Source organism: Actinocrinis sp. (assembly GCF_035650855.1).
GTDB lineage: Bacteria > Actinomycetota > Actinomycetes > Streptomycetales > Catenulisporaceae > Actinocrinis.
In genome coordinates this window covers 20353-44385 of sequence record NZ_DASRGV010000315.1, presented here as the reverse complement: position 1 = coordinate 44385, position 24033 = coordinate 20353, and the positions used below count along the sequence as shown (strand labels likewise).

Here is a 24033-nt window from a genome sequence, read left to right as displayed (position 1 = left end):
GCCGCGCAGCGCGCCCTTCGGATTCTGACATCGTGGGTGTCCTCTTTCTCTGTGGGTCGTTCGGCGCGGTACCGCGCAGAGGCGTCGCATCCAGCCGCGGCATCGAAGCGCTTCGACTCAGGGATACCGGCGGCGATTCACGCTGTCCAGAAGGAAATGCGAGATCGACGGGGCTGCACGGCGCAGCGAAAGAACCGCTGGCAGAGCCTTGATCCACGACGGCTGAGCGGTGGGAACGAGCCTGTCGAAATGAAAGCAAGCGCTTCGACGGTTGTTCGATCCCTTCGACGAGTCGGCGGGACTCGAGTCAGCGGGGCTCGGATCAGCGGGACTCGAAGATGAGCTCGCGCATCAGCTCGCTCGGGCCGGCGGCGATCGTTCCCGCGGCCGCGTCCAGGAATACGCGAGCAGCCGCGCTGTCGGCCGCGTATCCTCTCGCGCCGTGGAATTGCATGCAGGCTTGCGCGGCCGTGACGGCTAGCTCGGTCGCTTTGAGCTTGAGGATGGACGCGACGCGCGCGTCGAGACGGCCCAGGGCGTGCTGTTGCGCGGCGTAGCGGCCGTACTGCTCGACCAGCGCGAGGTCGGCGGACAGATCGGCGACGCGGTGCCGGACGGCCTGGTTCGCGCTGAGCGCGGCGCCGTTGATCCGATGGCTGCGCGCGAACTCGTCGAGCAGCGACACGCAGAACGCCGTGCCGCCCACCGCCAGCAGCCCGGCGACTAAGCGCTCGAATTCCAGCGCCTGCGCGAGATAGATCAACGTCCGGCCGGGCTTTCCGATGACCGCGTCGCCCGGGAGGCGGACGTTGTCGAAGTCGACCGTGCACACGTCCGCGGTGCGCCATCCCAGCATCGGCTCGGGGGTCGCGGCCACGCCGCGCGCCCTCGCGTCGACGGCGAAAAGGGCTAGGCGAGACAGGCCCCGTTGCTGTTCAGCGTCGCTGTCCGCCGGTCCGACGCGGGCGAGGGTGATGATGAGTCCGGCTTGCGAGCCGTTGGCGACGTGCAGCTTGCGGCCGGACAGCAGGTAGCCGCCGTTCTCGTCGGGTTCGGCGCGCGTGCGCACGGAGCCCAGGTCGGTGCCGGCGCCTTCCTCGCTCAACGCGAGGGCGGCGATGCGCTCCGCTCGGCGGATCGCGGGCAGATAGCTCTCCTGTTGCCGCGCCGATCCGAACTTGATCAGATATGAAGGGGCCATATATGCGTGCACGCCGATAGCGGCTCGGATTCCGGCGTAGCCTGTGCGGCCGAGCTCTTCGAGGAACACCGCGCTGTCAAGGAATCCCGGTCCTGCGTGCGGCAGCGCGAATAATCCGGCTTCGGCGAGGGAGATCCAGCCGCTGCGGTCGATATAGCCCTGATCCTCCCACTGCTCGGCAAAGGGCAGTACCTCGCGCTCAAGCACTTCGCGTACCCGCAGGCGCGTCTTGTGCTGTTCCGCCTCAGTGTCTTGAGTGCTCATCTATGCCAGCCCCAGCGTTTTGGAGGCGATCCGGGCGCCTTCCGCGAGCGCGCGAAGCTTCGCCCACATGATCGACGGGTGCACTCGGGCACTGAACGGGGTCTGCGCGAATCCGCAGTCCGTGCCCGCGTCGATGCGATCGGATCCGACGAGGCGCGCGTTGCGCAGCAAGCGTTCCGCGACCAGGTCCGGATGTTCGACGATGTTGGTCGCGTGGCTGATCACTCCGGGAATCAGCCGCTTGCCTTCCGGGAGGGCGACGTCCTCCCACACCGCCCACTCGTGCTCGTGCCGCGGATTGGCCTGCTCGATGGCGTAGGAACCGGCGTTCACCTGGAGGATTAAGTCCAAGATCTCGCGCAGGGGCACGTCGCCGGTGTGCGGCCCGTTCCAGCTTCCCCAGCACACGTGATAGCGCACGCGTTCCGGCGGAACGCCTTCCAGCGCACGGTTGAGGGAACTGATACGCAGCTCGGCCCACTCGCGGAACTCGCGCGCGGTCTCAGGGCCCGCATTCGGCGCGTGCACCATCGAGTCGTGCATCATGGTCAGGTACGCGTCATCGATCTGCACGTACAGGCCGGCGTTCACGATCTCGGTGTACTCGACGCGCAGGGCATCGGCGACGGCCAGCGCGAACTCGCGCTCCGTGCCGTAGAACTCGTCGCGGCGTACTGGCATCACGCTCCCCGGCGCCACGACCGGCAGGAATGCGCCGCGCGCTCCGTGTCGTTCCGCCGCCGCGCGCAGATTGGCGATGTCGCGGCGCAGCTCCCGTTGTCCGCGATAGCGGATCGGTCCGGTGCACACCCATTCCAGGCCCCGCTCGGGTTGGCCTTCCGGGAACTGGACGCGGTCGTACTCCGCGAAGAACTCCGGGAATGCGCGGCGGTCCAAACCGAAGCGCTGCGGCTCGGGCTCGCCGTCCCCGAGTGGCCGCTCCTCGAAACCGTCGAGTCGTTCCCTGATATACGTCGCCCAGGTCAGCGTCTTGCCGAACTCGCCGTCCGAGACGATGTCGACGCCGGCGGCCACCTGGTCGCGCACCGCGTCATCGACGCATTGCGCGAGCACCCGCTCGAACTCCGCCTCGTCATAGGGGGTCCGATGATGCCTGGCGAGCAGAAAGGGCCGCAGCTCGGTCGGCCGCACCAAGCTGCCGACATGCGTGGTCGCGATCGCGCTCATCGCCCACTCCTGCCGGATTCGGCCGCCGGGAGAAGGTCGGCGAGGGTGAGCGGGCTTCGCCCGGCGTCGGCGAGTTCCTTGAGGCGTCGGTACATGTCGGCCAGTTCGCGAGTGGTCGGCGACGCGCCGGAGGCGACCAGAGCGGCGCGCAGTCCAGCCAGGCTCGTGTGCTTGCCCAGGGCCAGGCCCGGGGCGGCGCCGAACACCGAGCCGAGCGCGCCGTAGCTCGAATCGTCCGCCAACACCGCGTCCTGATGGACTCCGGCGCTGTGCACGAAGGCGTGCCGGCCGACCACGGCCTTGTTCCAGGAGACCGAATACCCGGTGGCCAGTTCGACGATCGCGCTGGCCGAGGCGAGCTCGGCTGGACGCACCGCGCAATCGACTCCGTGAGCCGGACCCTTGACCCGCAGCAGCACCGCGATTTCCTCCAGCGCCGTGTTCCCGGCCCGCTCGCCGACCCCGTTGACCGAGCACTCGACTTGATCGGCGCCGGCGAGCACTCCGGCGAACGCGTTCGCGGTGGCCAGCCCGAGGTCGTCGTGGCAGTGGACTGACACGCTGGCCGGCAGGCCGGCCAGGGCCTCCCGCACCCCGGCCACGGCCCGCCCGATCTCCTCCGGCGTGGCCACTCCGGCGCTGTCCACCAGCGAGATCGTGCCCGCTCCGGCCTCCGCCGCGGCGCGCGCGAGCTCGGCGACGAACCCGGGCTGCGCCCGCGGAACGTCGCCGAGCGACAGCTGCACGTCGGCGACCAGGTCACGGGCCCGGGCCACGGATTCGCGGGCGCGCTGCGCCATCTGGTCGAGCGTCAGACCGGCCGCACGCGCCTGGACCTCGGAGACCTGTACGAACACGGTGATGCGCGGCCGCGCCGCTCCGGCCAGAGCGGCGTTGGCGCGCATGACGTCGATCCGGTTGGCCCTGGCCAGCGCCGCCACGATGACCGAGCCGCCGACCTCGCCGGCCACCGCGTGTACGGCCTCGAATTCGCCCGGCGAGGTCATCGGATAACCGGCCTCGATCGCGTCCGCGCCCGTCGCGACGAGGGCGCGGGCGAGCCGCACCTTGGCCTGCGCGTCCAAATTCACCTCGGGAGCCTGGCCACCCTCGCGCAACGTGGTGTCGTAGAGAGCGACCTGGCGCTGGCCGGGGTCGTTCATCGGGCCACCGGCACGGTGCGATCGTCAGCAGAACGCGTCGGCCCGTGAGTGTGTGTCGACCACAACGTGCCGAGCGCCTTTCGGTCCACCTTCCCGGACGCGGACTCGGGAAGCGCCTCGGCGAAGACGAACCGCGCGGGCACCATGTACGGCGGCAGATCCGCGCGGCAGTGCTCGCGCAGCCCCGCCGAGTCGGCGGCGCCGGGGTCGTCCACGACGACGAAGGCGACGATCAAATGGCTGTCTCCCTCGCGCACGTCGGTGACCCCTGCGACGCGCACGCCGTGCGCGCGGGCGAGACAGCGTTCGATCTCCTCGAGCTCCACCCGGTTGCCGTGGACCTGCACCTGGTGGTCGAGGCGGCCGGCGAACGCGAGCCCGCCGGGGCCGAGGACGGCCAGATCGCCGGTTCGCAGCAGCCGCTCGCCGGAGTCCGGCCGTTCCGGATCGGGCACCAGGACCCGGCCGGTCGTCTCGGCATCGCGCCAGTACCCCTGGAACATGCTCGCCGCGCGCAAGTAGATCTCGCCGGGCGCTCCCTCGGCCGTCACCCGGTCGCCGCGCTCGTCGAAAAGCAGCATCTCAGCACCCGGATACGCTGTCCCGATCGGGATCGACGCCCAGCCCGCCGGCACCGGATTGGGCACCGGATAGAACGCGCAGCAGATCGACTCGGTCTGCCCGTAGAGGTTCACGACTTCGAGAGCCGGTAGCCGCGCGCGCAACGCGTTGACGGTCGCGACGGTCAGCTCCTCGCCGCCGACGACGATGCGTTGCAGGTCCCTGAGCTCGCCGAGCCGATCGCCGCAGTGCTTGAGCATCATCGACCAGAGGGTGGGCACGCTGTGCATCTGCCGGATGCGCTGCGCGGCCAGCTCGTCAAACAGGCGACGGGGATGCAACGCGACCTGACGCGGGACGTAGACGATCGTGGCGCCGACGCCGAGGGCGGCTGCCGTGTCGAGCAGGCTCAGGTCGAAGCCGAGCGGAGCGACCGAGCCGAGCCGGCCGCGCACGTCGCAGGCTGCTGCGATGGCGCGGAAGGCCACGACGGCGGCGCGATGGCTCATCACCACGCCTTTGGGCGTGCCGGTGCTTCCGGAGGTGAAGATGATGTACGCGATGTCGCTTTCCAGCACCTTGCGGTGCGGCCCGGGACCGGCGACCGGCCCGCCGTGAGTCTCTGCATCCGAGCCCTGGGTCACCGCCCACCGGTCCGTGATGCGCGCTGCACGCTCTGCGCGCAGTTGCGCCCCTGGGCCGAGCACCAGCAGCTTCGCGTCGATCTGGCGGCAGATACCCACTACGCGGGCCTCGGGCAGGTCCGCGTTGAAGGGGACGAAGACACAGCCAAGCTCGCCGCACGCGATCAGCAGGCTGACCGACTCGAATCCCGGCTCCATCAGCGCCGCGACCGCGTCGCCGTGTCGCAGGCCCAGGGCAGCCAGGCGCTCGCGCCACCGCGTGGCGGAATGTTCGAGTTCTGCGTAGGTATGACTGACGCCGTGCGAGATGATCGCGGTGGCATCGGGCCGCGATCGCGCGTGGCGCAGCAGGAATCTCCCGACGAGCACCGGCTCCCATTCCCGCGGGTATCCCGGCTGCCAAGCGCGCGCGCCGTCCGCGAGGGCGGGGGAGGAGGCGGTGGCGGGGCGAGCGCCGGCCGCGAGCGTGAACGCGCTCACTGGCCGTCTCCCGCGGCCGCCGCGTCGAAGAACCGGGCGGCGATGATGCGCAGCGTGCGGAAGTTCTCCAGGTCGACGTCCGCCGCCGGGATCGGCGTGCCCCGCAGGTCCTCCACGAGGACGAGCAGTTCCACAAAAGCGAGTGAGTCCTCGACGACCCCGTCGGTCAGGTCGCTGTCCTCGTCGAGTTCCGCGTCCGGGTACCGCTGCTCCAGCCACTCGCGCAGCTGCTCGATGCGCCCGTCGGACGGCGGTGCGGTGGGCGCGGTGATGTTTGATGCTGTGTCGTGCGACGCTGCCTTGGTAGACACTGTGCTGTCCGTCACGATCTTGGTCCTCCTTGTCGGCGGCGTTGCCGCCAGCGCAGGTCGAGCCGCACCGGCCGCCTGAAGCCGTGGCCGCGCAGCGGCGCAGCCGGCCCGTCCAGGGCGATGTCGGTGAAGCGCCGCCCCAGCGCGGCGGCGAGAGCCTCGAACTCGGCATAGGCCAGATGGATGCCGAGGCAGGTGTGCGGGCCGGCGCCGAAGGTCAGCGAACGGCGCGCGGGACGTGCGGGCCACCAGCGGTCCGGCTCGTCGAAGACCTCTTCGTCGCGGTTCGCCGAGGCCAGCGAGAGCAGCACGGCGCTGCGCCGCGGAATGTGCACGCCGCGGATCGTCAGGTCGTCCGTCGCGTATCGCAGGATGCTCTGAGTGGGCGGCTCCCAGCGCAGCGCCTCCCGGATTCCCGCCGCCACGGCATCGCCGTCCGACCAGTCGACAACCGTGTCCGGACCGGGCTGCGAGAGCAGCGCCAGCATCATCGTGCACAGCGCCGCCTCGCTGGTTTCGGTGCCGGCCAGCAGGAAGAGCACCGCCGTTCCGCCGAATCGCGGGTCGTCCGGTGAGCCGGCGCGTCGTACGAGCAGGTCAAGCAGACTCGGCACGGCGGAGCCTGCCGCGCGCGTACTGTGCCGCGCCGCGTCCCGGAGATAATCGCAAAGGACTGATTCCGCGGCCTGTGCCTCAGAGAGTGGGCCGCCAGGGAAGTCGAGTCCCCGAGCCACGGCGCGCACGTGCTCGCGCAGCCAGGGGCCGTCCTGGGGCGGGACGCCGAGCAGCCGGGTGGTCACCTCGTAGGGCAGCCGCGCGGCGACGTGCTGCGCGAAGTCGATGTTCGTGCAGCCGGCAAGCGGCGCGAGGGTCGCCTCGACGGCTTCGGCGATGAGTTGCGCGCCGTAGCCGCCGACGGCCTTGGCGCTGAACAGGGCGCCGAAGCCCTGCCGCAGCGCGCGGTGCCCGGCGCCGTCCGCGTCCAGCATCGTCGACCCGAAGATCCGGCGGCTCGCGCGCACCGGGAAGTCCGTCGCCAACCGGTCATCGGTGAGGGCGTGCGCGACGTCCTCGTATTTCAGGACGAAGAACATGCGGTTCGCGGCGATCCAGTGCACCGGGTCGCTGCGCCGCAGTTCGCGGTAGACCGGCCATGGATCGGTCTGGAACTGCTCGGCACCGAAGTCGATCAGACCGTCCGGATCGAGGCGCCTAAGAGCGTCGAGGGCCGCACTGCCCATGGACTCACCCCGAGACGAGAGAAGCAGCGGCCGGCCCGGCGGCGCGTGCGGCGAACGCGTCGGTGACCCAGGACAGCCGCCGCGCGACCTCCACCGCCAACTCGACGGGGCCGGCCTCGAATTGCGCGTCCGGGCGGTTGGCCGCGCGCAGCAGTATCAGGGTTCCCAGTTGCCGGTCGAATCGGCGCAGCGGCACCGCGAGCGCGGACGCGACCCCTGCTGTGGCCGCCATGCCGGCGAGCTGCGGATCCGTTTTCGTGGCGACGGGCTCACCGCTGCCAGGGTCCGCGGCGACGCCGTGCAGTTCCCCGCTCTCCGCGGTCAGCAGCAGCGTCGCCTGATCGGCGGGCGACGCGCTGCGAGTCCGCTCGGCCAGCGCGGCGGCGAGCGGCTCAAGCAGTTCGGGCGCGCAGTCCGCCACGGTCCGGCTGCGCCGCACCGGGTCCCGCGCCAGGCCGGGCGCCGGCTCGAAGTCCGCGCCGGCCCAGTCCGCCAAGTACGGGACGCTGAGCGCCAGCACGCTCTGCACCGCCTCGACGTGGCTCGCGGCCGCTTCGAGCGCGCCGCCGCAGGCGATCAGGAAGCCGAGTGCCTCCTCGGCGCGCTTCTTGCCCAGGATGTAGTCCAGCGTGACGCCCCAGGAGTCCGCGGAGCGCGCACTGGTGGGCCGTGAGGTGGCGGTGGTCATCCTCATCCCTTCCGGACGGGAGCGGCGGCGGCGCCCGCGAACAGCGGCGCGGCCGGCCAGCGGAACCTGCGGGTTGCGGTGGGCGGGGCGCTCTGGTCGGGGTCGGGGAACACCACGCAGCGGGTGTTGCGGAACCGGCCGTCGACGATGCGCGAGTTGGAGAAGATCACCACGCCGAGGGCGGCACCGGAGGCGCCGACCAGCCTGGAGCGGAAGTTCACGATGGGATTTCCCTTGTCCCAGAAGCCGAACAGGTCCTCCAGTACGGTCTGGTCCGCGTAGTACGGCTTGACGTGGTGGCCGAGGTAGCGCTCCGGGTCGGCGCTGTGGCCGGCGACCGCCAGGTCGAGCCGGTTGGCCCGCAAGACGATCCCGCGCATGCCGATCAGATGGATCGCGGCGGGCACGTTCTGGAAGAAGTCCTCCAGCTCACGCAGCCGGGCCTCGGATTCGGACTCGGACAGGCTCGGCAACTCCACGCGGAGGTCTGATGCCGGGCTCACCGCGCGCGCCCAGCGCACGGCGTCGTTCTCGCCGTCGTCGAGCGAGGGCGTCGCGCCGTCGAGCCGTGGCCGCAGCACCCATCTGACGGCTTCGAGCCGGCCGTCCGCGCCGGTGCGCCCGGTGGCGTCGACGATCACCTGCCGCTGCCGTCCGTCCAGGCCGTTGAGGACCGCGGGTTCGTCCGCCACCGGCTGGTCCTGCGTCAGCATGCCGATCAGCCAGCCCGGCAGATCCGGGCGTGCGAAGTAGTGCGCCAGCGGGGGAGGGCTCCCGCCGGCGTCGCGCGGACCGCTGCCCGTCAGCAGCCCGAAGGCGCGATTGCGGCGCAGCAGGTTCCCGGCCGGGTCGGTCAAGGCGAAGCCCACGGAGGCGTTCTCGAACAGGTCCTCGAGCCGTTCGAGCTCCGCGCTGTCTACGGTCATGCGAACTCCTGGGTCGCGGCGGGTGCGGTGATAAGCCCGGCCAGCAGGCCGCGAATGATCCGCGAACCGTGCTCGTCCAGGTAGAAGTGGCTCGCGTCAAGCAGTTCGAGCTCGAAGCCCGCGGCTGCCACCTCGCTCCACGCCCGCACGGTTTCCACGGGCGCCACCGGGTCGCGCGTCCCGGCCCAGCAGAGCACCGGGGAGTCGAGCGGTCGCGGCGCGGGCCGGTATCCGTCGCAGGCTTCGAAGTCAGCACGGATCGCCGGCAGCAGGGCTCTGAGCGCCGCGTTGCCGGTGAGCGTGCTTTCCGGCGTGGCCTCGAAGGACCGCAACCGGTCGAGCAGTTCGTCGTCGCTCTGCTGCGCCGGCGCGGCGGACTGCGCGCTCCAGGGCGCCGGGGTCGCGGAGATACCGACGACGGTGGCGGGCGGCAGGCCTCGGCGGGCGAGTTCCGACGCGGTCGCATAGGCGACGAGGCCGCCCATGCTGTGGCCGAACAGGACGTACGGCCGGTCGAGCAGGTTTCCGCCCTGGAGGTCGTCGGCCACGGCCCGCGCGATCCCGGGCAGGTCGGCGATCAGTTCGTCCCTGATCCGGATACCGCGCCCGGGCAAGGTCAGCGCCAACACGTCGGCGGCTGCTTCGAGCAGCGCGGGCCAGGCGTGGAACGCGCTCGCCGAACCGCCCGCGTGCGGAAAGCACACCGCGCGGACCGGCTGTCCGCCGTCTCCTGCCGCGAGCCGGAACAGGCCGGCGCCGACCCTACGCATCGGCGCCTACTGATTCGCGTATCGCGGCATCGGAGTCCTCGGCACGCAGTGGCGCGAGGACGTTCTCGACCAGCGTCATGGTCCGCCCGTTCTCCTCGAACACCGTGCCGAGCGCGCGCAGCCGGTCGAGCACCGCCTCGTCGATCGGCTCGCCCTCGATCTGCAATCGGTCCAGCCGCACCGGTTTGGCCATCGCGTGCAGGAGTTCGACCTCTTCGATGCCGATGATCGTGCGCCGCGGCTGCGCGCCCCGGGTGTCGAGGATCGACCACTGCTCGCCGTCGAACTCCAGCCGCAGCACCGGAGCGGTCCCGTCCGACCACCCGTCGCGCCACGCGGCGGCGAGCGCCTGGAGCTCCGGCTGGCGGCGCAGCGAAGCCTCCTGATACGCCTGCCCGCTCATGTCGTCGAAGTAATAGGCGAGGTCCGCGATGGTCTGCTCTGGGTACGGGAAGGTCATCCGGTAGAAGTCGAACGGCTTGAGTTCGAGCCCGTAGTCCGAGGCGCCGGTGAAGTACGGGCTGTAGCGGTCGAACCTGATGGTGAAGACGCCGATCGGCGGTGGCAGGTGGCCGAGCAGCGGCAGGTCCGCGCGGTACTTGTCGTATACGGCCTCTTCTTCCCTCGGGAAGCCGATCAGCAGGCTCCACAACGGCTGGATGCCTACTTGCTTGCACTCGGCGAGGAAGGCGAGATTCTGGAAGCTCGAGGTGCCCTTGCGCATGAGCTTGAGCGTCGGGGTGTACAGCGCTTCGATGCCCGGCTGCAGCAGCGTCACTCCGGCGTTGGCCATCGTCTTGAGGTCGTCGTGGCCGAGCTTGCCGACCTTGATCTCGAAGAAGATCTCGGTGCCCGGCGGCGGGTCGAGCGCGGGCAGCACGGTCTCCAGGTAGCTGGTCGGCATGATGTTGTCGACGCAGTGGAACGAGGTGCACCAGGGGTGGAACTCGAAGAGCTGCTCGAACTGGCGCACCGCGGCCTGCGCGGGCATCTCGCGAAAGCCCATGTCCGAGCCGTTGAGCCCGCAGAAGGTGCAGTGGGCGCGCTCGCCCCACCAGCAGCCGCGCGAGGTCTCGAAGAACAGCACCGGGCGCGCGCCGCCGTCGGGGAAGGTCGCGTCGAAGGCCGCGCGGAAGGCCGCGAAGTCGGGCACGATCACGTCGGCCAGCGGCCGTTCCTGCCCGGTCAGGGCCCTGGCCACCGGGTTGTCGTGGTTGCGCCGGCTCAGCACGCCGGGGACGGTGTGGCAGCGCTCGGTCGATCCGTCGTCGAGCAGCCGCTTGAGGAAGGTCGGCAGCGAGACCAGCGCGGGCCCGGAGAAGACGAAGTCGAGCTGCTCCTCGGCCCGCGCGAGCGCCGCTCCCATCACCGTCTCGCAGTTCGCGCCGCCCATGATCGTGATCACGCCCGGGGTGCGCCGCTTCACGGCGCGGCACAGCGCGATACTCGCGGCCGTCTGGGCGAACATCGAGGTGAGGCCGAGCACGTCGCCGTCGCGCAGGTCGAGCCGCTCGGCCAGCCGGGCGCAGAAATCGGGGGCGAGCCCGGCGGCCAGCCGGACGGTGGCGGCGAGTTCGCCGCCCTGTTCGCCGCCGAAGTACCGGGCGAGGTAGGGCGCTGAGTTGTCCGGAAGCTCGGGGAAGGCGCCCCCGCGAAAGATCCACTCGCCGACGCCGGTGGAGTGGTAGCGCGGGTCGGCGAGGCGTTCGTAACGGTCGACGCCGAGCTCGCGGGCGAAGAGGTGGTTGGCGTAGACGACCTCGACCTCGCAGCGCTCGCCGAGTTCCTCGCGGACCACCGAGGCCAGCTGGCTCAGGGCGAACGAAGGGAAGCGCAGCGAGGTCAGCGGCATGTTGATCAGGACGACGCGCATGGCTCTGCTTTCGGTCAGGGCGCCTGGGGCGCTCGAGGCGGCGGCGCACGCGAATACGCCGGCCCCGCCGCCCCGTAGTGCTCTGATATATCTTTCGGCCGCGCTCAGCGGCCGTGGTTCGCCACTGCGTGATTGGCGACCGCGTGGTTGGCTACCGCGTGGTTCGCCACGGCGTGGTTGGCTACTGCGTGGTTCGCGACAGCGTGGTTGGCTACCGCGTGATTGGCCACTGCGTGGTTCGCGACGGCGTGGTTCGCGACGGCGTGGTTGGCCACGGCGAGGCCGGTCGAGTCAGTGGTGCGCACAGCAGCGGCCGTGCGCGTGACGGCGTAGTTGGGATCGGCGGCGTAGCGGGCGATGCGATCGAGCATCTCGATACTCCCTCCAGGATGGACAGGTGGCGGGAGAGGGCCGGTTGGTTCGGTCCTCAGACCCGGCCGGTTGTCATACAACCAGAGGGGTGATTAAGCGGTCAATACCGTTCAGAGGCTCTGTCAGCTCGGCTTATGGCGCACCGTGGCCGGAAGGTCGCGCGCTGTACGCCATCAGCTGCGCCTTTCAAAGCAGCTGACTGATTCGGTCGGCCTGAATCTTCGTGAAAGCAAGAGCACTGATGACTGAAACGGTCCGCCCGGCGCGGTGCCGGGCCCGACCTCAGGGCTTCTGCTCCGAGCCGCGCTCCTCCATCGCCGCGCGCACACCCCGCCGCGCGCCTTCGAGGTGGTCCAGCGCCGCGTCCGCGGCCGCGTGCGGATCACCGCTGCGGATCGCGTCCAACAGCACCCGGTGCGCGTTGTCGGCTCGCCGCATCCGGTCGTCCGCGTTCGCGGCGGCGTCCTCGGCCAGGTCCTTGAGCCGGGTCCGCAACACCGGCAGCAGCGCGCCGTAGACGTCGCTGAGCACGGAGTTCCACGCCGCGGCGACGACCGCCTGATGGAAGTCGAGATCCGCGTCGACGAGCTCTTGCGCGCTCGCGCCGCGGGCCTGCATGCGGCGCTCCAGCGCGGCTTCCAGGCGCTCGAGGTCCTCCGGCGTCCGGCGCTGCGCCGCCAGGCGCGCGGCGGTGACTTCGAGGCTGCCGCGCACCTCGTAGGCCTCGAGCACGTCGGCTCGGCGCAGCCGCTGCTCCAGGTTCTCCACCGGCCGCGTCGACGCCACGAACACGCCGAGGCCCTGCCGGGTCTCCACGATGCCCGCGCCGACCAGGGCCCTGATGGCCTCCCGGATCGTCGAGCGGCCGACCCCGAGCATGCCCGCGAGGCTCGTCTCCGAGGGCAGCCGCTGGCCCACCGGCCAGGCGCCGGAGGCCACCTCGGCCAGCAGCCGCTGCATCACCTGGTCGACCAGCGGACTGCGCTTCACCGGCGCGAGCGTCATGACTCGTATCCTTCGCAGGTTGTCTGAGGAGTGCTAGTGTAGCGGACGCCGACCGCCCGGCACCGGGCTTCCGCGCAATCGCCTACTCATGCTCCGGTGCTCGGGCGCCAGGGCGTGCGCGCATACCGAAGGCAACCGAGCCCTTCGCGACTCATCGACCTCAGCGGGGTAAGGGGTAAGGTCCCGTGTCCGCAGAACAGACTGCTGCCGTCGGCCACGCCGCGTTAAGCGGTGCGCGAGAGGAGTCGCGGCGCCCACGCATGGTGCTGCTGACCACCACCCATGCCGTCAACGACCTCTACCAGGGCGCCATCCCGGTGCTCATCTCCTTCTTCGCCGTCGAACGGCACTACACCTACGCCGCCCTGACCGGCATCACCCTGGCCGCCACCTTCCTCGCCAGCATCGTGCAGCCCGGCTTCGGCCTGCTCACCGACCGGCACAGCCTCGGCTGGCTGATCCCTGGGGGCATGCTCGTGGCCGGGGTCGGCGTGGGCCTCTCCGGGCTCGGCGGCAACTACGTCCTGACCTGGCTGGCCATCGCGGTCTCCGGCATCGGCGTCGCCGCATACCACCCCGAGGCCGCCCGGGTGGCGCGCGCCGCGGCCCGGTCGTCGACCCGCGCGATGAGCTGGTTCACGGTCGGCGGCAACATCGGGGTGTCCCTGGCGCCGCTGCTCATGACCCCGGTGCTGTTGGCGACCGGGCTGCGCGGCACGCCGCTGCTCGCCGTGCCGGCCGTGCTCATGGCCGCCGCGACGTGGAGCGCACGCCCGTGGACCGTGGCCGGCGCGGGCAAGGCGGGGCGCCGCGGCGGGAGCGCGGCGGCCGCCGACCGTGGCGATGACTGGCGGGCGTTCAGTGCCCTGACGGCGGTCGTGGTGACCAGGTCGGTGCTGTATTTCTCGCTGATCTCGTTCCTGGCCCTGCTGTTCATCAGGGTGGAGCACAAGTCCACCGCGGTCGGTTCGTGGGCGCTGACCGTGTTCTCCGTGGCCGGAGCGATCGGTACCGTGCTGGGCGGCTACCTCGCGGACCGCCGGGGACGGCTGCCCGCGATCAGGCTCGGATACGCGGTGTGCATTCCGGCCTTCCTCGCGCTGGTGCTCGTCCCCTCGGTGGCGGTGCGGTTCGCGTTGACCGCCGTGCTCGGCGTGGCCGTGTTCGTGCCGTTCACCGTCCAGGTCACCCTGGGCCAGGATTACCTGCCCCGGCACATCGGCACGGCGAGCGGCATGACGCTGGGACTGGCCAACTCCGTCGGCGGCCTGACCGCCCCGTTGCTCGGAGTGCTGGCCGACCACACCGGCCTGGTGCGCACGCTGGAGATCGTCGCCGTCTTCCCGATCCTGGCCTTCCTACTGGCGTTGCGGCTGACCGATCCGCGCGCCGCGGCGGCCGGCGGCGGGCCGTCCCGGGCTCAGGCGGCGGAGGGATAGCGGATGAGCAGCGCGCCGTGAATCTCTTCGTCGGCCTCGAAGATGTGGGGCTCGTCAGCGTTCCATGTCGCATAGCTGCCGGCCATCACCTTGAGCGGCGTGTGGCTGGCGCCGACGTAGCCGATGCCTCGGTACACCGTGAGGTGTTCCGTGGTGCCGGCGACGTGGGCGGGGGAGGTCTGGCGCAGACTCGGCTTGATGACCACCCGGTAGTACTCGAACACCGCGGTCGGCTCGTTGAAGACCGCCAGCAGCTCAGCCGTCACCGCCGTGCCGTGCACGGTGCTCACCGCCTCGATGCCGTCGCGCGGATCGGCCAGCACCGCGGCGAGCGGCAGCCCGAGCTGCCCGGCGATCGCGTAGAGCGTCTCAAGGGTCGGATTGCGGGTGCCCGCCTCGACCCCCGACAGCGTCGCCTTGCCGACCCCGGCGCGGAGGGCCAGCTCGTTGAGGCTCCAGCCGCGTTCGCGGCGCAACGCGGTGATACGCCGGCCGATACGCGCCGCCTCCGGCGCCGAGTTCGCGTTCACGGTTGCTATCGTGCCACCCTGGTTCGTTCCGTATACAGAACAGTTCGGGGTGGGTGTACATCACATGAGTGGCACGACACGACACGCGGCGCGCGATTGGAGCCAGCCGGTCCTCGCCGGGGTGGTCACCGCGCTGGTCGGCTATGTCGGCTCCTTCGCGGTGGTCCTCACCGGTCTGCGGGCGGTGGGCGCGGACACGGCGCGGGCGGCCTCCGGGTTGCTGGTGCTCTCGCTCGGCATGGGCGCGCTGACGCTCTGGTTCAGCGTGCGCACCCGCATGCCGGTCATCATCGCCTGGTCCACTCCGGGTGCGGCGCTGCTGGCCTCGACGGGACGGGTACCCGGCGGGTACGCCGCGGCGCTGGGCGCCTTCGTGGTGGCCGGCGCGCTGATCGTGATCACGGGCGCTGTCCCGCAGTTGAGCCGGTGGGTCAGCGCGGTCCCGCCCCAGATCGCCGCGGCGCTGCTGGCCGGAGTGCTGTTGCCGTTGTGCGCCGCACCGGTCAACGCGATGGCGCACATCCCGTGGCAGGCGGCGCCGGTCGTGGTGACCTGGGCCGTCTTCTCCCGGCTGCTTCCGCGCTGGGCGGTGCCGGCCGCCCTCGCCGCGGCGGCGGTGGTCGTCGCGGTCGTCGGCCCGAGCGGCGGGTTCCGGGCGCCGGGACTGCTCCCGCCGCTCACCTTCGACCTGCCGAGGCCGACCCTCGGCGCGCTCGTCGGGCTGGCGCTGCCGCTGTACGTGATCACCATGGCCTCGCAGAACATCCCCGGCGTCGCCGTGCTCGCGACCTATGGATACCGGCCGCCGGTGCGGCGGATCCTGACCGTGACGGGCGCCGCCGGACTGGTGGTGGCGCCGAGCGGGGGAATCGCGCTCAACCTGTCCTCGATCACCGCGGCGATGGCCGCCGGGCCGGACGCGCACCCGGACCCGCGGCGCCGGTGGATCGCGGGGGTGGCGAGCGGATGCGGATATCTGGTCCTCGGCCTGTGCTCCGGCCTGGCCGCCGCCCTCGGCGCGGCGGCGTCCCCGCTGCTGATCGAGACGGTCGCCGGACTGGCCCTACTCGGCGCACTGGTCTCCGCGCTGACCGCCGCGCTGGCCGAGGAGCGGCTGCGCGAATGCGCGACGGTCACCTTCCTGGTGACCGTCTCGAATGTGACCGTGGCTGGAATCAGCAGCCCGTTCTGGGGCCTGCTGGCCGGTTTCGCCTTCCTCGCGCTGCGCCACCGCCGGATTCCGTCGGCGACGACGAGCGCCCTGCCACGTCAGCGCCCCGCCGACGCACCGCAGGGCACCGAAGAGACGGAGCGGACAGCGCAGGCCGAGCAGGCCGAGCAGGCCGCGGCGGCGCCGCAAACCGGCCGCTGAACGGGCAACGTATCAGAATCCGGATAGCTGTTCCATATACGGATCAGTGCCGATAGACTGCCTCGGCAGCCTGCCTAATGCGACAAGCACACGAGGGAGACGGGCATGGACGAGCAGCGCACCGACTTCTCACTGAGCCCAGAGGAGCTCGAGCGATTCCACCGGGACGGCTTCATCGGCCCCTTCGACCTGTATCCGGCGGAGGAGATGGAGCGGAATCTGCGGGCCCTGCGGCCGAAACTGCTCAACACGAAGAAGGCGATATACAACAGCGACGGCGCGATGTCCGGCGTGACGAACCTGGCGAACTACGACCGCCACCTGGACATCGAGTTCCTGGCCCGGCACATCACCAGCCCGCAGATCGTGGACCGGGTCGCCTCGGTGCTCGGTCCGGACACGCTGTGCTGGCGCACCGAGTTCTTCCCGAAGTACCCCGGCGACGAGGGCACCGACTGGCACCAGGCGGACAACTTCTCGAACGTGGCCGGATCGAAGCACCCGCAGATCGTCTGGCCCGAGGACGCGGAGTTCGGCGGGACGATCACCGTGTGGGCTGCGTTCACCCCGGCGACACTGGAGAACGGCTGCCTGCAGTTCATCCCGGGATCGCACCGCACGATGAACTACGACGAGTCCAAGACCATGACCTACGACGCCGACTCCATCAACCAGCAGGTGAAGGGCGGGGTGCGCCGCGGCTTCTTCGGCTACGACTACCGGCAGCTGCAAAAGGACCCGAACTGGTCGCCGGACGAGTCCAAGGCCGTCTCGCAGGTCATGCGGCAGGGCCAGTTCATCATGTTCTGGTCGACCCTGATGCACGCCTCGCTCCCGCACAGCGGCAAGACCGACGAGATGCGGCTCGGCTTCGCCGCGCGATACCTGCCGACCTCGGTGCGAGTGTATCCGTATTCTGACTCCCTCGAGGAGTTCGGCGGCGCGGCCAGCCTCGAGAAGTTCGGCAACGTCCTGGTCTCCGGCGAGGACCGCTACGGGCACAACCGCTTCGTCGACAGCACGGTGGACGGCTTCCGCTTCCCGGTGCGCACCCCGGTGGGTGCGGCGTGAGCGCGGCGGACGCGGCCGGCAACCAGGTCGAGCAGTGGGTGATCGGGGCGTGCCGCGACCTTGGCGTCGAGCTCGACGGGGCCGAGGGCGACATCTTCGCGGCCGGCGCCACCTCGCTCACCGCGATCAGGCTGATCGCCCGGGTCGAGGAGGAGTTCGGCGAGGACGCGCTGCCGCCCGACGACCTGTACGAGCACAGCACCGTGAGCGCCATCGCCGCGACCATCCAGCGCAACACCGCCGGCGCCGCCGATCCGGCGCGGTCCGCCGCGGCCCGGTGACCGGGGAGCACGGATGTCCGACGACGGCGATCGCTGGGTGGTGACCATCCGCCCCGCCGAACCGGCGGTGCGCATCCGGCTGATCTGCCTCGCCTACGCCGGCGGCAGCCCGGACATGTTCCGGGCCTGGTCCGCCGGCGTGGCACCGGACGTGGAGCTGCTCACGCTCAGGCTGCCCGGCCACGGCAAGCGGATCAAGGAGAAGCCGTATCAGCACTGGGAAACGCTGGTAGCGGACGTGTACGCGGCGCTCGCGCCGTATCTGGCCGCGCCGCACGCGTTCTACGGCCACAGCTTCGGCGGGCGACTCGCCTACGAGCTCGTGCACCGGGCGAAGAAGGACCACCCGGACTGCACCCGACGCCTGTTCGTCTCCGGCTGTCGCAGCCCGGACGTCCCGCAGGTGCGGCCGTACATGCACGAACTCGATCAAGCAGGATTCTGCGACGCGTTGCGGCGCATGGGCGGGACTCCGGCCGAATTCCTCGATTCCCCGGGCGTGCGCGACCTGCTGCTGCCCGTGGTGCGCGAGGAGATCCGCCTCGCCGAACTGTGGACCGACTGGCACGGGCAGTCCGTCGACGTACCGATCACGGCGATGTACGGCGTCGATGATCCGGTCGACACCCGCGCGGCGATGAGCGGTTGGGCGTCGTTCACCACGCGCTGCGCGGAGCTGCTGGAAATGCCCGGCGGCCACTTCTTTCTCGACACGCACTTGTCCGACCTACTCAAGGCCATCGACCGCCGAATCGGAGCCGGGGATGGATGAGCTCGAAGTCACCGACAAAGCGTTGGAAGCACACCGGCTGCTCAACCGCACCACCGCGCCGTATCCCGGACAGGCCAGCGTTTCAGAACTCTTCGAACAATGCGTAGCGCGGTTCAGCGACTCGGTGGCGGTAGTGCACGGCTCACGGCGTTTGACCTATCGGGAGCTGAACGCGCTCGCGAACCGCATCGCCGCACGTCTGCTCGCGCACGGATCTTGCGAAGGCCGGATCGTGGGGGTCTGCGCGCGACGCAGCCCGGAACTGATCGCGTCCTTACTCGCCGTGCTCAAGTGCGGCGGGGCGTATTTGCCAGTCGACGCCACGTGGCCGGACGACCGGCTCGCGGCCCTCTTCGAGCAGGCGCAGTGCACCGTGGCGCTCGGTGACGCGGCCGCCAATCTCTCCGCGCGGCTGCCCGGCGTGACCACGGTGCCTATTGAGGAAGCGGGGTCCGTTGAAAACACAGCGTCCATCGAAGACACAGCGTCCATCGAAGACACAGCGTCCATTGAAAACGCAGACGCCGCAGACGATCCCGGGAACCCGGCGGCCACCACGAGCGCCGAGGCGATCGCGTACGTCAACTTCACCTCCGGATCCACCGGCCGGCCCAAGGCGGTGCCGATTCAGCACCGCGCCATCGCGCGCCTCGTCTTCCGCGCCCGCTACACCACCCTCGACGAATCCAGCGTGCTGCTCCAGCTGGCTCCAGTCACCTTCGACGCGGCCACCTTCGAGATCTGGGGAGCGCTGCTGCACGGCGGCACCTGCGTCCTGTACCCCTCGGCGTTCGTGCGCTTCTCCGAACTGCAACGCGTGCTGGAGCAGGAGAAAGTCACCGATATCTTCCTCACGACCGCGCTGTTCAACTCGATCCTCGACGAGGCGCCGCAGACCCTCGACAGCGTCGGCCGCATCCTCACCGGCGGCGAAGCGCACTCGCTCCGGCACATCGCCCGCGCCCTGGACCGGTACGGCCCGGATCGGCTCACCAGCGTGTACGGGCCCACGGAGTGCACCACCTTCGCCACCTATCACCCGGTGCGCGCGCTGCGCGCCGACGAGAACGCGCTGCCGATCGGCGTGCCCATCCAGAACACCCGCGCCTACGTCGTCGAGGCCGGGCGGCTGTGCGAACCCGGCGAAACCGGCGAGGTCCTGCTCGCCGGGCCCGGTCTGTCGCCCGGCTACCTCGCGTCGCCCGAGGCCACGGCGCACAGCTTCGCGACCGTCCGGCTGGGCGGCGTCATCGAGCGGGTCTACCGCACCGGCGATCGCGCTTACCTTCGCGACGACGGCGTGCTCGTCTTCCAAGGACGCCTCGACGACCAGGTGAAGATCAACGGGTACCGGATCGAACTGGGCGAGGTCGCCCACCATCTCGACGCGTGCCCGGCGGTGAAGCAGAGCCATGTCCTGGTGACCGAGGATCCGACCGGGCAGAAGAAGCTGGTCGCCTTCGTCGTCCCCGAACACGAGGGCTGCACCCCGGCAGCGGTGCGCGGGTACCTCGCCGGGCGGCTGCCCGGCTACATGATCCCGGGCGAGATCCGCATTCGGGACGGGTTTCCGCTTTCGGCGACGGGCAAGGTTGACCGCGCGGCGCTGCTCGCCGCCGGCCCGTAGCCCGTCGAGCCGCCGCCAAGCACCGCCGCTAAGACCACCGCCGCTAAGACCACCGCCGAGAACCACCATGAACCGAGACCGGGAGCTTCACCAGTGACGCTGAGCAAACGAGCCCGACAGTTCCAGCAGGCCCTTGACGAGCGCGGCCTCGGGCTGACCGTTCAGGAACTGCCGGACTCCACCCGCACCGCGGACGACGCCGCCCGGGCCCTGGGCTGCTCGAAGGCGCAGATCGTCAAGTCGCTGGTGTTCCGCGCCGCCGGCACCGGCGCCCCGGTGGTCGTGCTCGCCAGCGGTCCGAACCAGGTGGACCCCGACACCGTGGCCGAGCGCATCGGCGGCGGGATCGAGAAGGCCGACGCGGACTTCGTCAAGAGCGCCACCGGATACTCCATCGGCGGGGTGCCGCCGCTGGGCCACAAGGAGCCGGTCACCCTGCTCGTCGACGAGGACCTGCTGACCTTCGACGAGGTCTGGGCGGCGGCCGGCACGCCCAACGCCGTGTTCAAGATTCCGGGGAAGATCACCGAGATCCTGCCCGAGCACACCGTGCTGAAGGTCAAGCGCGGCTGACGGCTCGGGCGCCGCTCGTGGCCGTCGGGTCGAACCCAGCGCCGACCCGGCGGCCACCCCAGGCTCGCCGCGCCGCCTCTCGCCACCGAACCGCAGAGCCCTGACAGGCTCCTTCGCCCGCGGGAAGGCGACCCCATGGACGCGCACACGATACGGCGACTGGTGGACGAGCTCTGGACCCGATCGGCTCTGCCGAGCCTGGCCGAGTTCGTGCGAATCCCCGCGCTCTCCCCGCTGTACGACGCGTCCTGGGCGGCGAACGGTCACCTTCGGGCGGCCACCGAGCACGTCGGCGCGTGGATCACGGCGCGCGCACTACCGGGCGCCCGCATCGAGACGTTGACGCTGGAAGGCCGCTCGCCGCTGCTGATCGCCGACATCCCGGCGACGGCGGGCGCCGCGGCGCGAAACGCCGGCACCGTGATCCTCTACGGCCATCTCGACAAACAGCCGCCGCTCGACGGCTGGTCCGCCGGACTTGAGCCCTGGAAACCGGTGCTCCGTGGCGGTCGGTTGTACGGTCGCGGCGCAGTGGACGACGGCTATTCGGGCTACGCGGCGACGACGGCGCTGGAGGCGGTTCGCGCGGCCGGCGGTGAGCACGCGCGCACGGTGATCCTGCTCGAAACCTGCGAGGAGTCCGGCAGCACCGATCTGCCCGCGTACCTCGACCTGCTGAGTCAGCGGCTCGCACACGTGTCGCTGGTCGTCTGCCTCGACATCGGGGGCATCGACTACGAGCGCCTATGGCTCACCGACAGCCTGCGCGGCCTGGTTCAGCTGACGGTGACCGCGCGCGTGCTCGAAACGCCGCAGCATTCGGGATTGGCCGGCGGCATCGTCCCCGATCCGTTCCGCGTCCTGCGGCACCTGCTCGACCGGGTCGAAGACGCGGCGAGCGGAGAGATAAAGATCCCTGCGATGCACGTGGCCCTGCCGCCGGAGCGCCATACCGCGGCCCGTGACGCCGCCGCGCTGGCGCCGGGCCTGATCGCCGGACGCTTCCCGATGGTCGCGCCGTTTCCGGCCGCCGGCGCGGATGAAGCAGAGCTCTTGCTCAACAACACGTGGCGGCCCGCGCTGACGGTCACCGGAGCGGCCGGACTTCCGAAGCCGGCGGACGCGGGCAACGTGCTGCGCCCCGCGGCCTCGCTCAAGCTCAGCTTCCGCGTGCCGCCCACAGCCGATGCGCAGGCCGCGCTCGCCGCGCTGGAAAAGACGCTGACGACGGACGTACCGGCCGGCGCGAAAGTCGAGCTTTCAGACAGGCTCACCATGAACGGCTGGGCCGCGCCCGCACCGGCACCCTGGCTGCGCGCGGCACTGGCGCGCGTCGGCGCTGAGGTGTTCGGCCGCCCCCACGCCGTCCTCGGCTGCGGCGGCTCGGTACCGTTCATGGAACTGCTCGGACGTAAGTATCAAAACGCTGACTTCCTCGCCACCGGCGCGCTCGGCGCCGACTCGAACGCGCACGGCCCCGACGAGTGGCTGAACATCGCGTTCGCGCAGCGGGTGACCGAAGTGGTCGCGCACATCCTGGATGGGCACGCGCGCAAGTAGCCCGTGCGCCGGTCAGCTCTCGCGGCAAACTCAGACGACCGGAACCACGGCCACCGGCGTAGCGGCGTGCGACAGCAAACCCTGCACGACGTAGCCGGCTCCGACCGAGAGCGGGCTGTGCTTGCGATGCGCGCCGACGACGAGCAGCCGCGCGCCGCGTGAAGCCTCCAGGAGCATCGGCACGGGGTTGCCGCGCATCGGGCTCACGAAGACCTTGACGCCCGGGTACTCCTCACGCAGCGCCTTGATAAGCCCTTCCACGTCCACGGCGTGGTCGCGCTCGGCGATCCCGATGTCCGCCGAGTAGTAACCGCCGTACGCGGCCTGCGGCCACCAGGCGCGCACGACGTCGAGCGTCGCGCCCAGCTGCGCCGCCAGCGCGAACGCGAAGCGGATCGGCGCCTCGTGCTCCTCCGGCTCCACGCCCAGCACGATCGCGTTCTCCGGCTCGCTCGGCTCGCCTGCGCGCACGACGGCGACCGGGCCGTGGGAGTGCCCGGCGAGCTTCAGGCTGACCGATCCGAGCAGCAGCCCGGCGAAGCCGCCGTGCCCGCGGGTGCCGGAGACGACGAGGGTCGACTCGTTGCTGAGGGCCACCAGCGTCTGCGGCGCGCCCTGGTCGAACAGCTCGGTGTCGACGATCACGCCGCGGACCTTCTCCCGCAGCGTGCGCGCCACCTGGCCGAGCAGCGTGGCGCCATCCTCCCTGCGGGCCTCGGTGTAGCCGACGGCCGTGGAGTAGATGCTGGTCGCGCCCAGATCGAGGGCGTGTACGACGAGAAGCGGCACACCGAGGTCGACTGCCTGGCGTGCAGCCCAGATCGCAGCGTGCAGCGCGTTATCGGAGGAGTCGACGCCGACGACGATGCGCTGCGGCGTCGAAGGTGTCTGAATCATGACAGCTCCAAGGCGATCACAAGCCCACGCGGAGCGCCACGGATCAACGCCCTGCCTTTAACTCATCCTCCTGCGCGCCCCGGTCGACGGGCAGAGGCGTTCGGCCCGGGTCGTGCGGGACTTGTCCCGGGCCGCCCGGCCCTGCCGACTCGGTCGCCGCGGCGGGAGGCTGAGGCCGGGAAAGGTTGTTTTACCAGGAGGCTTTGATGAGAATCGCCGTCAACGGATTCGGCCGGGTCGGCCGGGTCTTCACCCGCATCGCGCTGGAGCGCGGGCTCGAGGTCGTCGCGGTCAACGACGTGACCGACGCCGCGACCCTGGCCCACCTGCTGGCCCACGACTCGACCTACGGGCGCCTGCGCGGCCGGGTCGAGCACGCCGACGACGCGCTGATCGTGGACGGCCGCAAGATCGCCGTGTTCGCGCAGCGCGACCCCGAGCAGCTGCCGTGGTCGCAGCTCGGGGTCGACCTCGTGATCGAGTCGACCGGCAAGTTCCGCACCGGCCCGCTGGCCGCCGCGCACCTGGAGGCCGGCGCCCGCAAGGTGCTGATCTCCGCGCCGGCGAAGGGCGCGGTCGACGTGACCGTCGTGATGGGTGTGAACCAGGACGACTACGACCCGGCGCACCACCACGTCATCTCCAACGCGTCCTGCACCACCAACTGCGCGGCGCCGATGGTCGACGTACTGCACCGGCACTTCGGCCTGGTGCGCGGCTTCCTGACCACCATTCACGGCTACACCAACGACCAGCAGCTGCTCGACGGCCCGCACAAGGACCTGCGCCGGGCCCGGGCCGCCGCGCTCAACGTGATCCCGACCAGCACCGGCGCGGCGAAGGCGATCGGCCTGGTCATCCCGCAGACCGCGGGGCTGCTCGACGGCATCGCGGTGCGCGTCCCGGTGCCGACCGGATCGCTGGTGGACCTGGCCGCGGTGCTGGCCCGCCCGGCGACCCCCGCGGAGATCAACGCGGCCTTCGCGCACGACGCCGAGGAGCGGCTGCGCGGCATCGTGCGGGTCTCGGACGAGCCGCTGGTCTCCACCGACATCGTCGGTGACCCGGCCTCGTGCGTGCTCGACGGGGCGCTGACCCAGTCGAGCGGCGAGCTGGTGAAGGTCTTCGGCTGGTACGACAACGAGTGGGGCTACACCGAGCGGCTGGCAGACCTGGCCGAGTACGTCGGCGCCCGGCTGTAGCGACGGCGACGCACGGGCGCGG

General features: G+C 70.8%; 23 protein-coding genes. 9 read left to right on the top strand and 14 right to left on the bottom strand.

What is annotated here, in order from left to right:
• Nucleotides 1-322: 322 nt before the first annotated feature.
• The 12 genes from VFB40_RS22415 to VFB40_RS22360 all read right to left on the bottom strand — a co-directional run bounded on the left by VFB40_RS22415 (nt 323) and on the right by VFB40_RS22360 (nt 12687).
• Nucleotides 323-1465 (bottom strand): acyl-CoA dehydrogenase family protein, encoded by a 1143-nt coding sequence (locus VFB40_RS22415; RefSeq protein ID WP_324853798.1) that lies wholly within the window; start codon nt 1463-1465, stop codon nt 323-325.
• Nucleotides 1466-2653: a cobalamin-independent methionine synthase II family protein gene (locus VFB40_RS22410; protein ID WP_324853796.1), complete on the bottom strand. Its 1188-nt coding sequence runs from the start codon at nt 2651-2653 to the stop codon at nt 1466-1468.
• The gene (locus VFB40_RS22405; RefSeq protein WP_324853794.1) at nt 2650-3816 is read right to left on the bottom strand and encodes a LeuA family protein; all 1167 of its coding nucleotides are present in this window, start codon (nt 3814-3816) and stop codon (nt 2650-2652) included. Before VFB40_RS22405 ends, VFB40_RS22410 begins: the two co-directional genes overlap by 4 nt.
• Nucleotides 3813-5501, bottom strand: coding sequence for an amino acid adenylation domain-containing protein (locus VFB40_RS22400; RefSeq protein ID WP_324853792.1), 1689 nt, complete (start codon nt 5499-5501; stop codon nt 3813-3815). The genes VFB40_RS22405 and VFB40_RS22400 overlap by 4 nt, the downstream gene beginning before the upstream one ends.
• Nucleotides 5498-5827, bottom strand: a complete 330-nt coding sequence (locus tag VFB40_RS22395) for an acyl carrier protein (RefSeq protein ID WP_324853790.1) — start codon at nt 5825-5827, stop codon at nt 5498-5500. The genes VFB40_RS22400 and VFB40_RS22395 overlap by 4 nt, the downstream gene beginning before the upstream one ends.
• On the bottom strand, nt 5824-7053 hold the full coding sequence (locus tag VFB40_RS22390) for a cytochrome P450 (RefSeq protein WP_324853788.1): 1230 nt from the start codon (nt 7051-7053) through the stop codon (nt 5824-5826). The genes VFB40_RS22395 and VFB40_RS22390 overlap by 4 nt, the downstream gene beginning before the upstream one ends.
• A 4-nt stretch (nt 7054-7057) precedes the next feature.
• Entirely contained in the window at nt 7058-7741 is a 684-nt protein-coding gene (locus VFB40_RS22385; protein WP_324853786.1) for a GAF domain-containing protein, read from the bottom strand.
• Nucleotides 7742-7743: 2 nt separating this feature from the next.
• On the bottom strand, nt 7744-8667 hold the full coding sequence (locus tag VFB40_RS22380) for a PAS domain-containing protein (protein ID WP_324853784.1): 924 nt from the start codon (nt 8665-8667) through the stop codon (nt 7744-7746).
• The gene (locus VFB40_RS22375) at nt 8664-9437 is read right to left on the bottom strand and encodes a thioesterase II family protein (RefSeq protein ID WP_324853782.1); all 774 of its coding nucleotides are present in this window, start codon (nt 9435-9437) and stop codon (nt 8664-8666) included. The genes VFB40_RS22380 and VFB40_RS22375 overlap by 4 nt, the downstream gene beginning before the upstream one ends.
• A complete protein-coding gene (locus VFB40_RS22370) occupies nt 9430-11310 on the bottom strand; it encodes a RiPP maturation radical SAM C-methyltransferase (protein ID WP_324853780.1) in 1881 nt (626 codons plus the stop codon). The genes VFB40_RS22375 and VFB40_RS22370 overlap by 8 nt, the downstream gene beginning before the upstream one ends.
• A gap of 104 nt (nt 11311-11414) precedes the next feature.
• A complete protein-coding gene (locus VFB40_RS22365; RefSeq protein ID WP_324853778.1) occupies nt 11415-11681 on the bottom strand; it encodes a hypothetical protein in 267 nt (88 codons plus the stop codon).
• Between the two features lie 283 nt (nt 11682-11964).
• Nucleotides 11965-12687 (bottom strand): FadR/GntR family transcriptional regulator, encoded by a 723-nt coding sequence (locus tag VFB40_RS22360; protein WP_324853776.1) that lies wholly within the window; start codon nt 12685-12687, stop codon nt 11965-11967.
• 185 nt (nt 12688-12872) lie between these two features.
• Between VFB40_RS22360 and VFB40_RS22355 the strand changes: the two genes are divergently transcribed.
• A complete protein-coding gene (locus tag VFB40_RS22355) occupies nt 12873-14126 on the top strand; it encodes an MFS transporter (RefSeq protein WP_324853774.1) in 1254 nt (417 codons plus the stop codon).
• Here the strand turns inward: VFB40_RS22355 and VFB40_RS22350 are convergent.
• Nucleotides 14108-14656: a helix-turn-helix domain-containing protein gene (locus VFB40_RS22350; protein ID WP_324853772.1), complete on the bottom strand. Its 549-nt coding sequence runs from the start codon at nt 14654-14656 to the stop codon at nt 14108-14110. The genes VFB40_RS22355 and VFB40_RS22350 overlap by 19 nt on opposite strands.
• Before the next feature lie 64 nt (nt 14657-14720).
• On the opposite strand from VFB40_RS22350, the gene VFB40_RS22345 reads away from it, so the two are divergent.
• The 7 genes from VFB40_RS22345 to VFB40_RS22315 all read left to right on the top strand — a co-directional run bounded on the left by VFB40_RS22345 (nt 14721) and on the right by VFB40_RS22315 (nt 21912).
• On the top strand, nt 14721-16028 hold the full coding sequence (locus tag VFB40_RS22345; RefSeq protein WP_324853770.1) for a benzoate/H(+) symporter BenE family transporter: 1308 nt from the start codon (nt 14721-14723) through the stop codon (nt 16026-16028).
• Nucleotides 16029-16133: 105 nt separating this feature from the next.
• Nucleotides 16134-17099 carry a chlorinating enzyme gene (locus VFB40_RS22340; protein WP_324853768.1) on the top strand — a complete coding sequence of 322 codons (966 nt, stop codon included), beginning with the start codon at nt 16134-16136 and terminating at the stop codon, nt 17097-17099.
• Nucleotides 17096-17380, top strand: coding sequence for an acyl carrier protein (locus tag VFB40_RS22335; RefSeq protein WP_324853766.1), 285 nt, complete (start codon nt 17096-17098; stop codon nt 17378-17380). The genes VFB40_RS22340 and VFB40_RS22335 overlap by 4 nt, the downstream gene beginning before the upstream one ends.
• Before the next feature lie 13 nt (nt 17381-17393).
• A complete protein-coding gene (locus VFB40_RS22330) occupies nt 17394-18152 on the top strand; it encodes a thioesterase II family protein (protein ID WP_324853764.1) in 759 nt (252 codons plus the stop codon).
• Nucleotides 18145-19779: an amino acid adenylation domain-containing protein gene (locus VFB40_RS22325; protein ID WP_324853762.1), complete on the top strand. Its 1635-nt coding sequence runs from the start codon at nt 18145-18147 to the stop codon at nt 19777-19779. The genes VFB40_RS22330 and VFB40_RS22325 overlap by 8 nt, the downstream gene beginning before the upstream one ends.
• Nucleotides 19780-19872: 93 nt before the next feature.
• The gene (locus VFB40_RS22320; RefSeq protein ID WP_324853760.1) at nt 19873-20352 is read left to right on the top strand and encodes a YbaK/EbsC family protein; all 480 of its coding nucleotides are present in this window, start codon (nt 19873-19875) and stop codon (nt 20350-20352) included.
• A 135-nt stretch (nt 20353-20487) separates the two neighbouring features.
• Entirely contained in the window at nt 20488-21912 is a 1425-nt protein-coding gene (locus VFB40_RS22315) for a M20/M25/M40 family metallo-hydrolase (protein WP_349261592.1), read from the top strand.
• 30 nt (nt 21913-21942) lie between these two features.
• On the opposite strand, the gene VFB40_RS22310 is transcribed toward VFB40_RS22315, so the two are convergent.
• Nucleotides 21943-22809 carry a universal stress protein gene (locus VFB40_RS22310; RefSeq protein WP_324853756.1) on the bottom strand — a complete coding sequence of 289 codons (867 nt, stop codon included), beginning with the start codon at nt 22807-22809 and terminating at the stop codon, nt 21943-21945.
• Nucleotides 22810-23015: 206 nt separating this feature from the next.
• Between VFB40_RS22310 and gap the strand changes: the two genes are divergently transcribed.
• The gene (gap, locus tag VFB40_RS22305; protein ID WP_324853754.1) at nt 23016-24011 is read left to right on the top strand and encodes a type I glyceraldehyde-3-phosphate dehydrogenase; all 996 of its coding nucleotides are present in this window, start codon (nt 23016-23018) and stop codon (nt 24009-24011) included.
• The last annotated feature ends 22 nt before the right edge of the window (nt 24012-24033 follow it).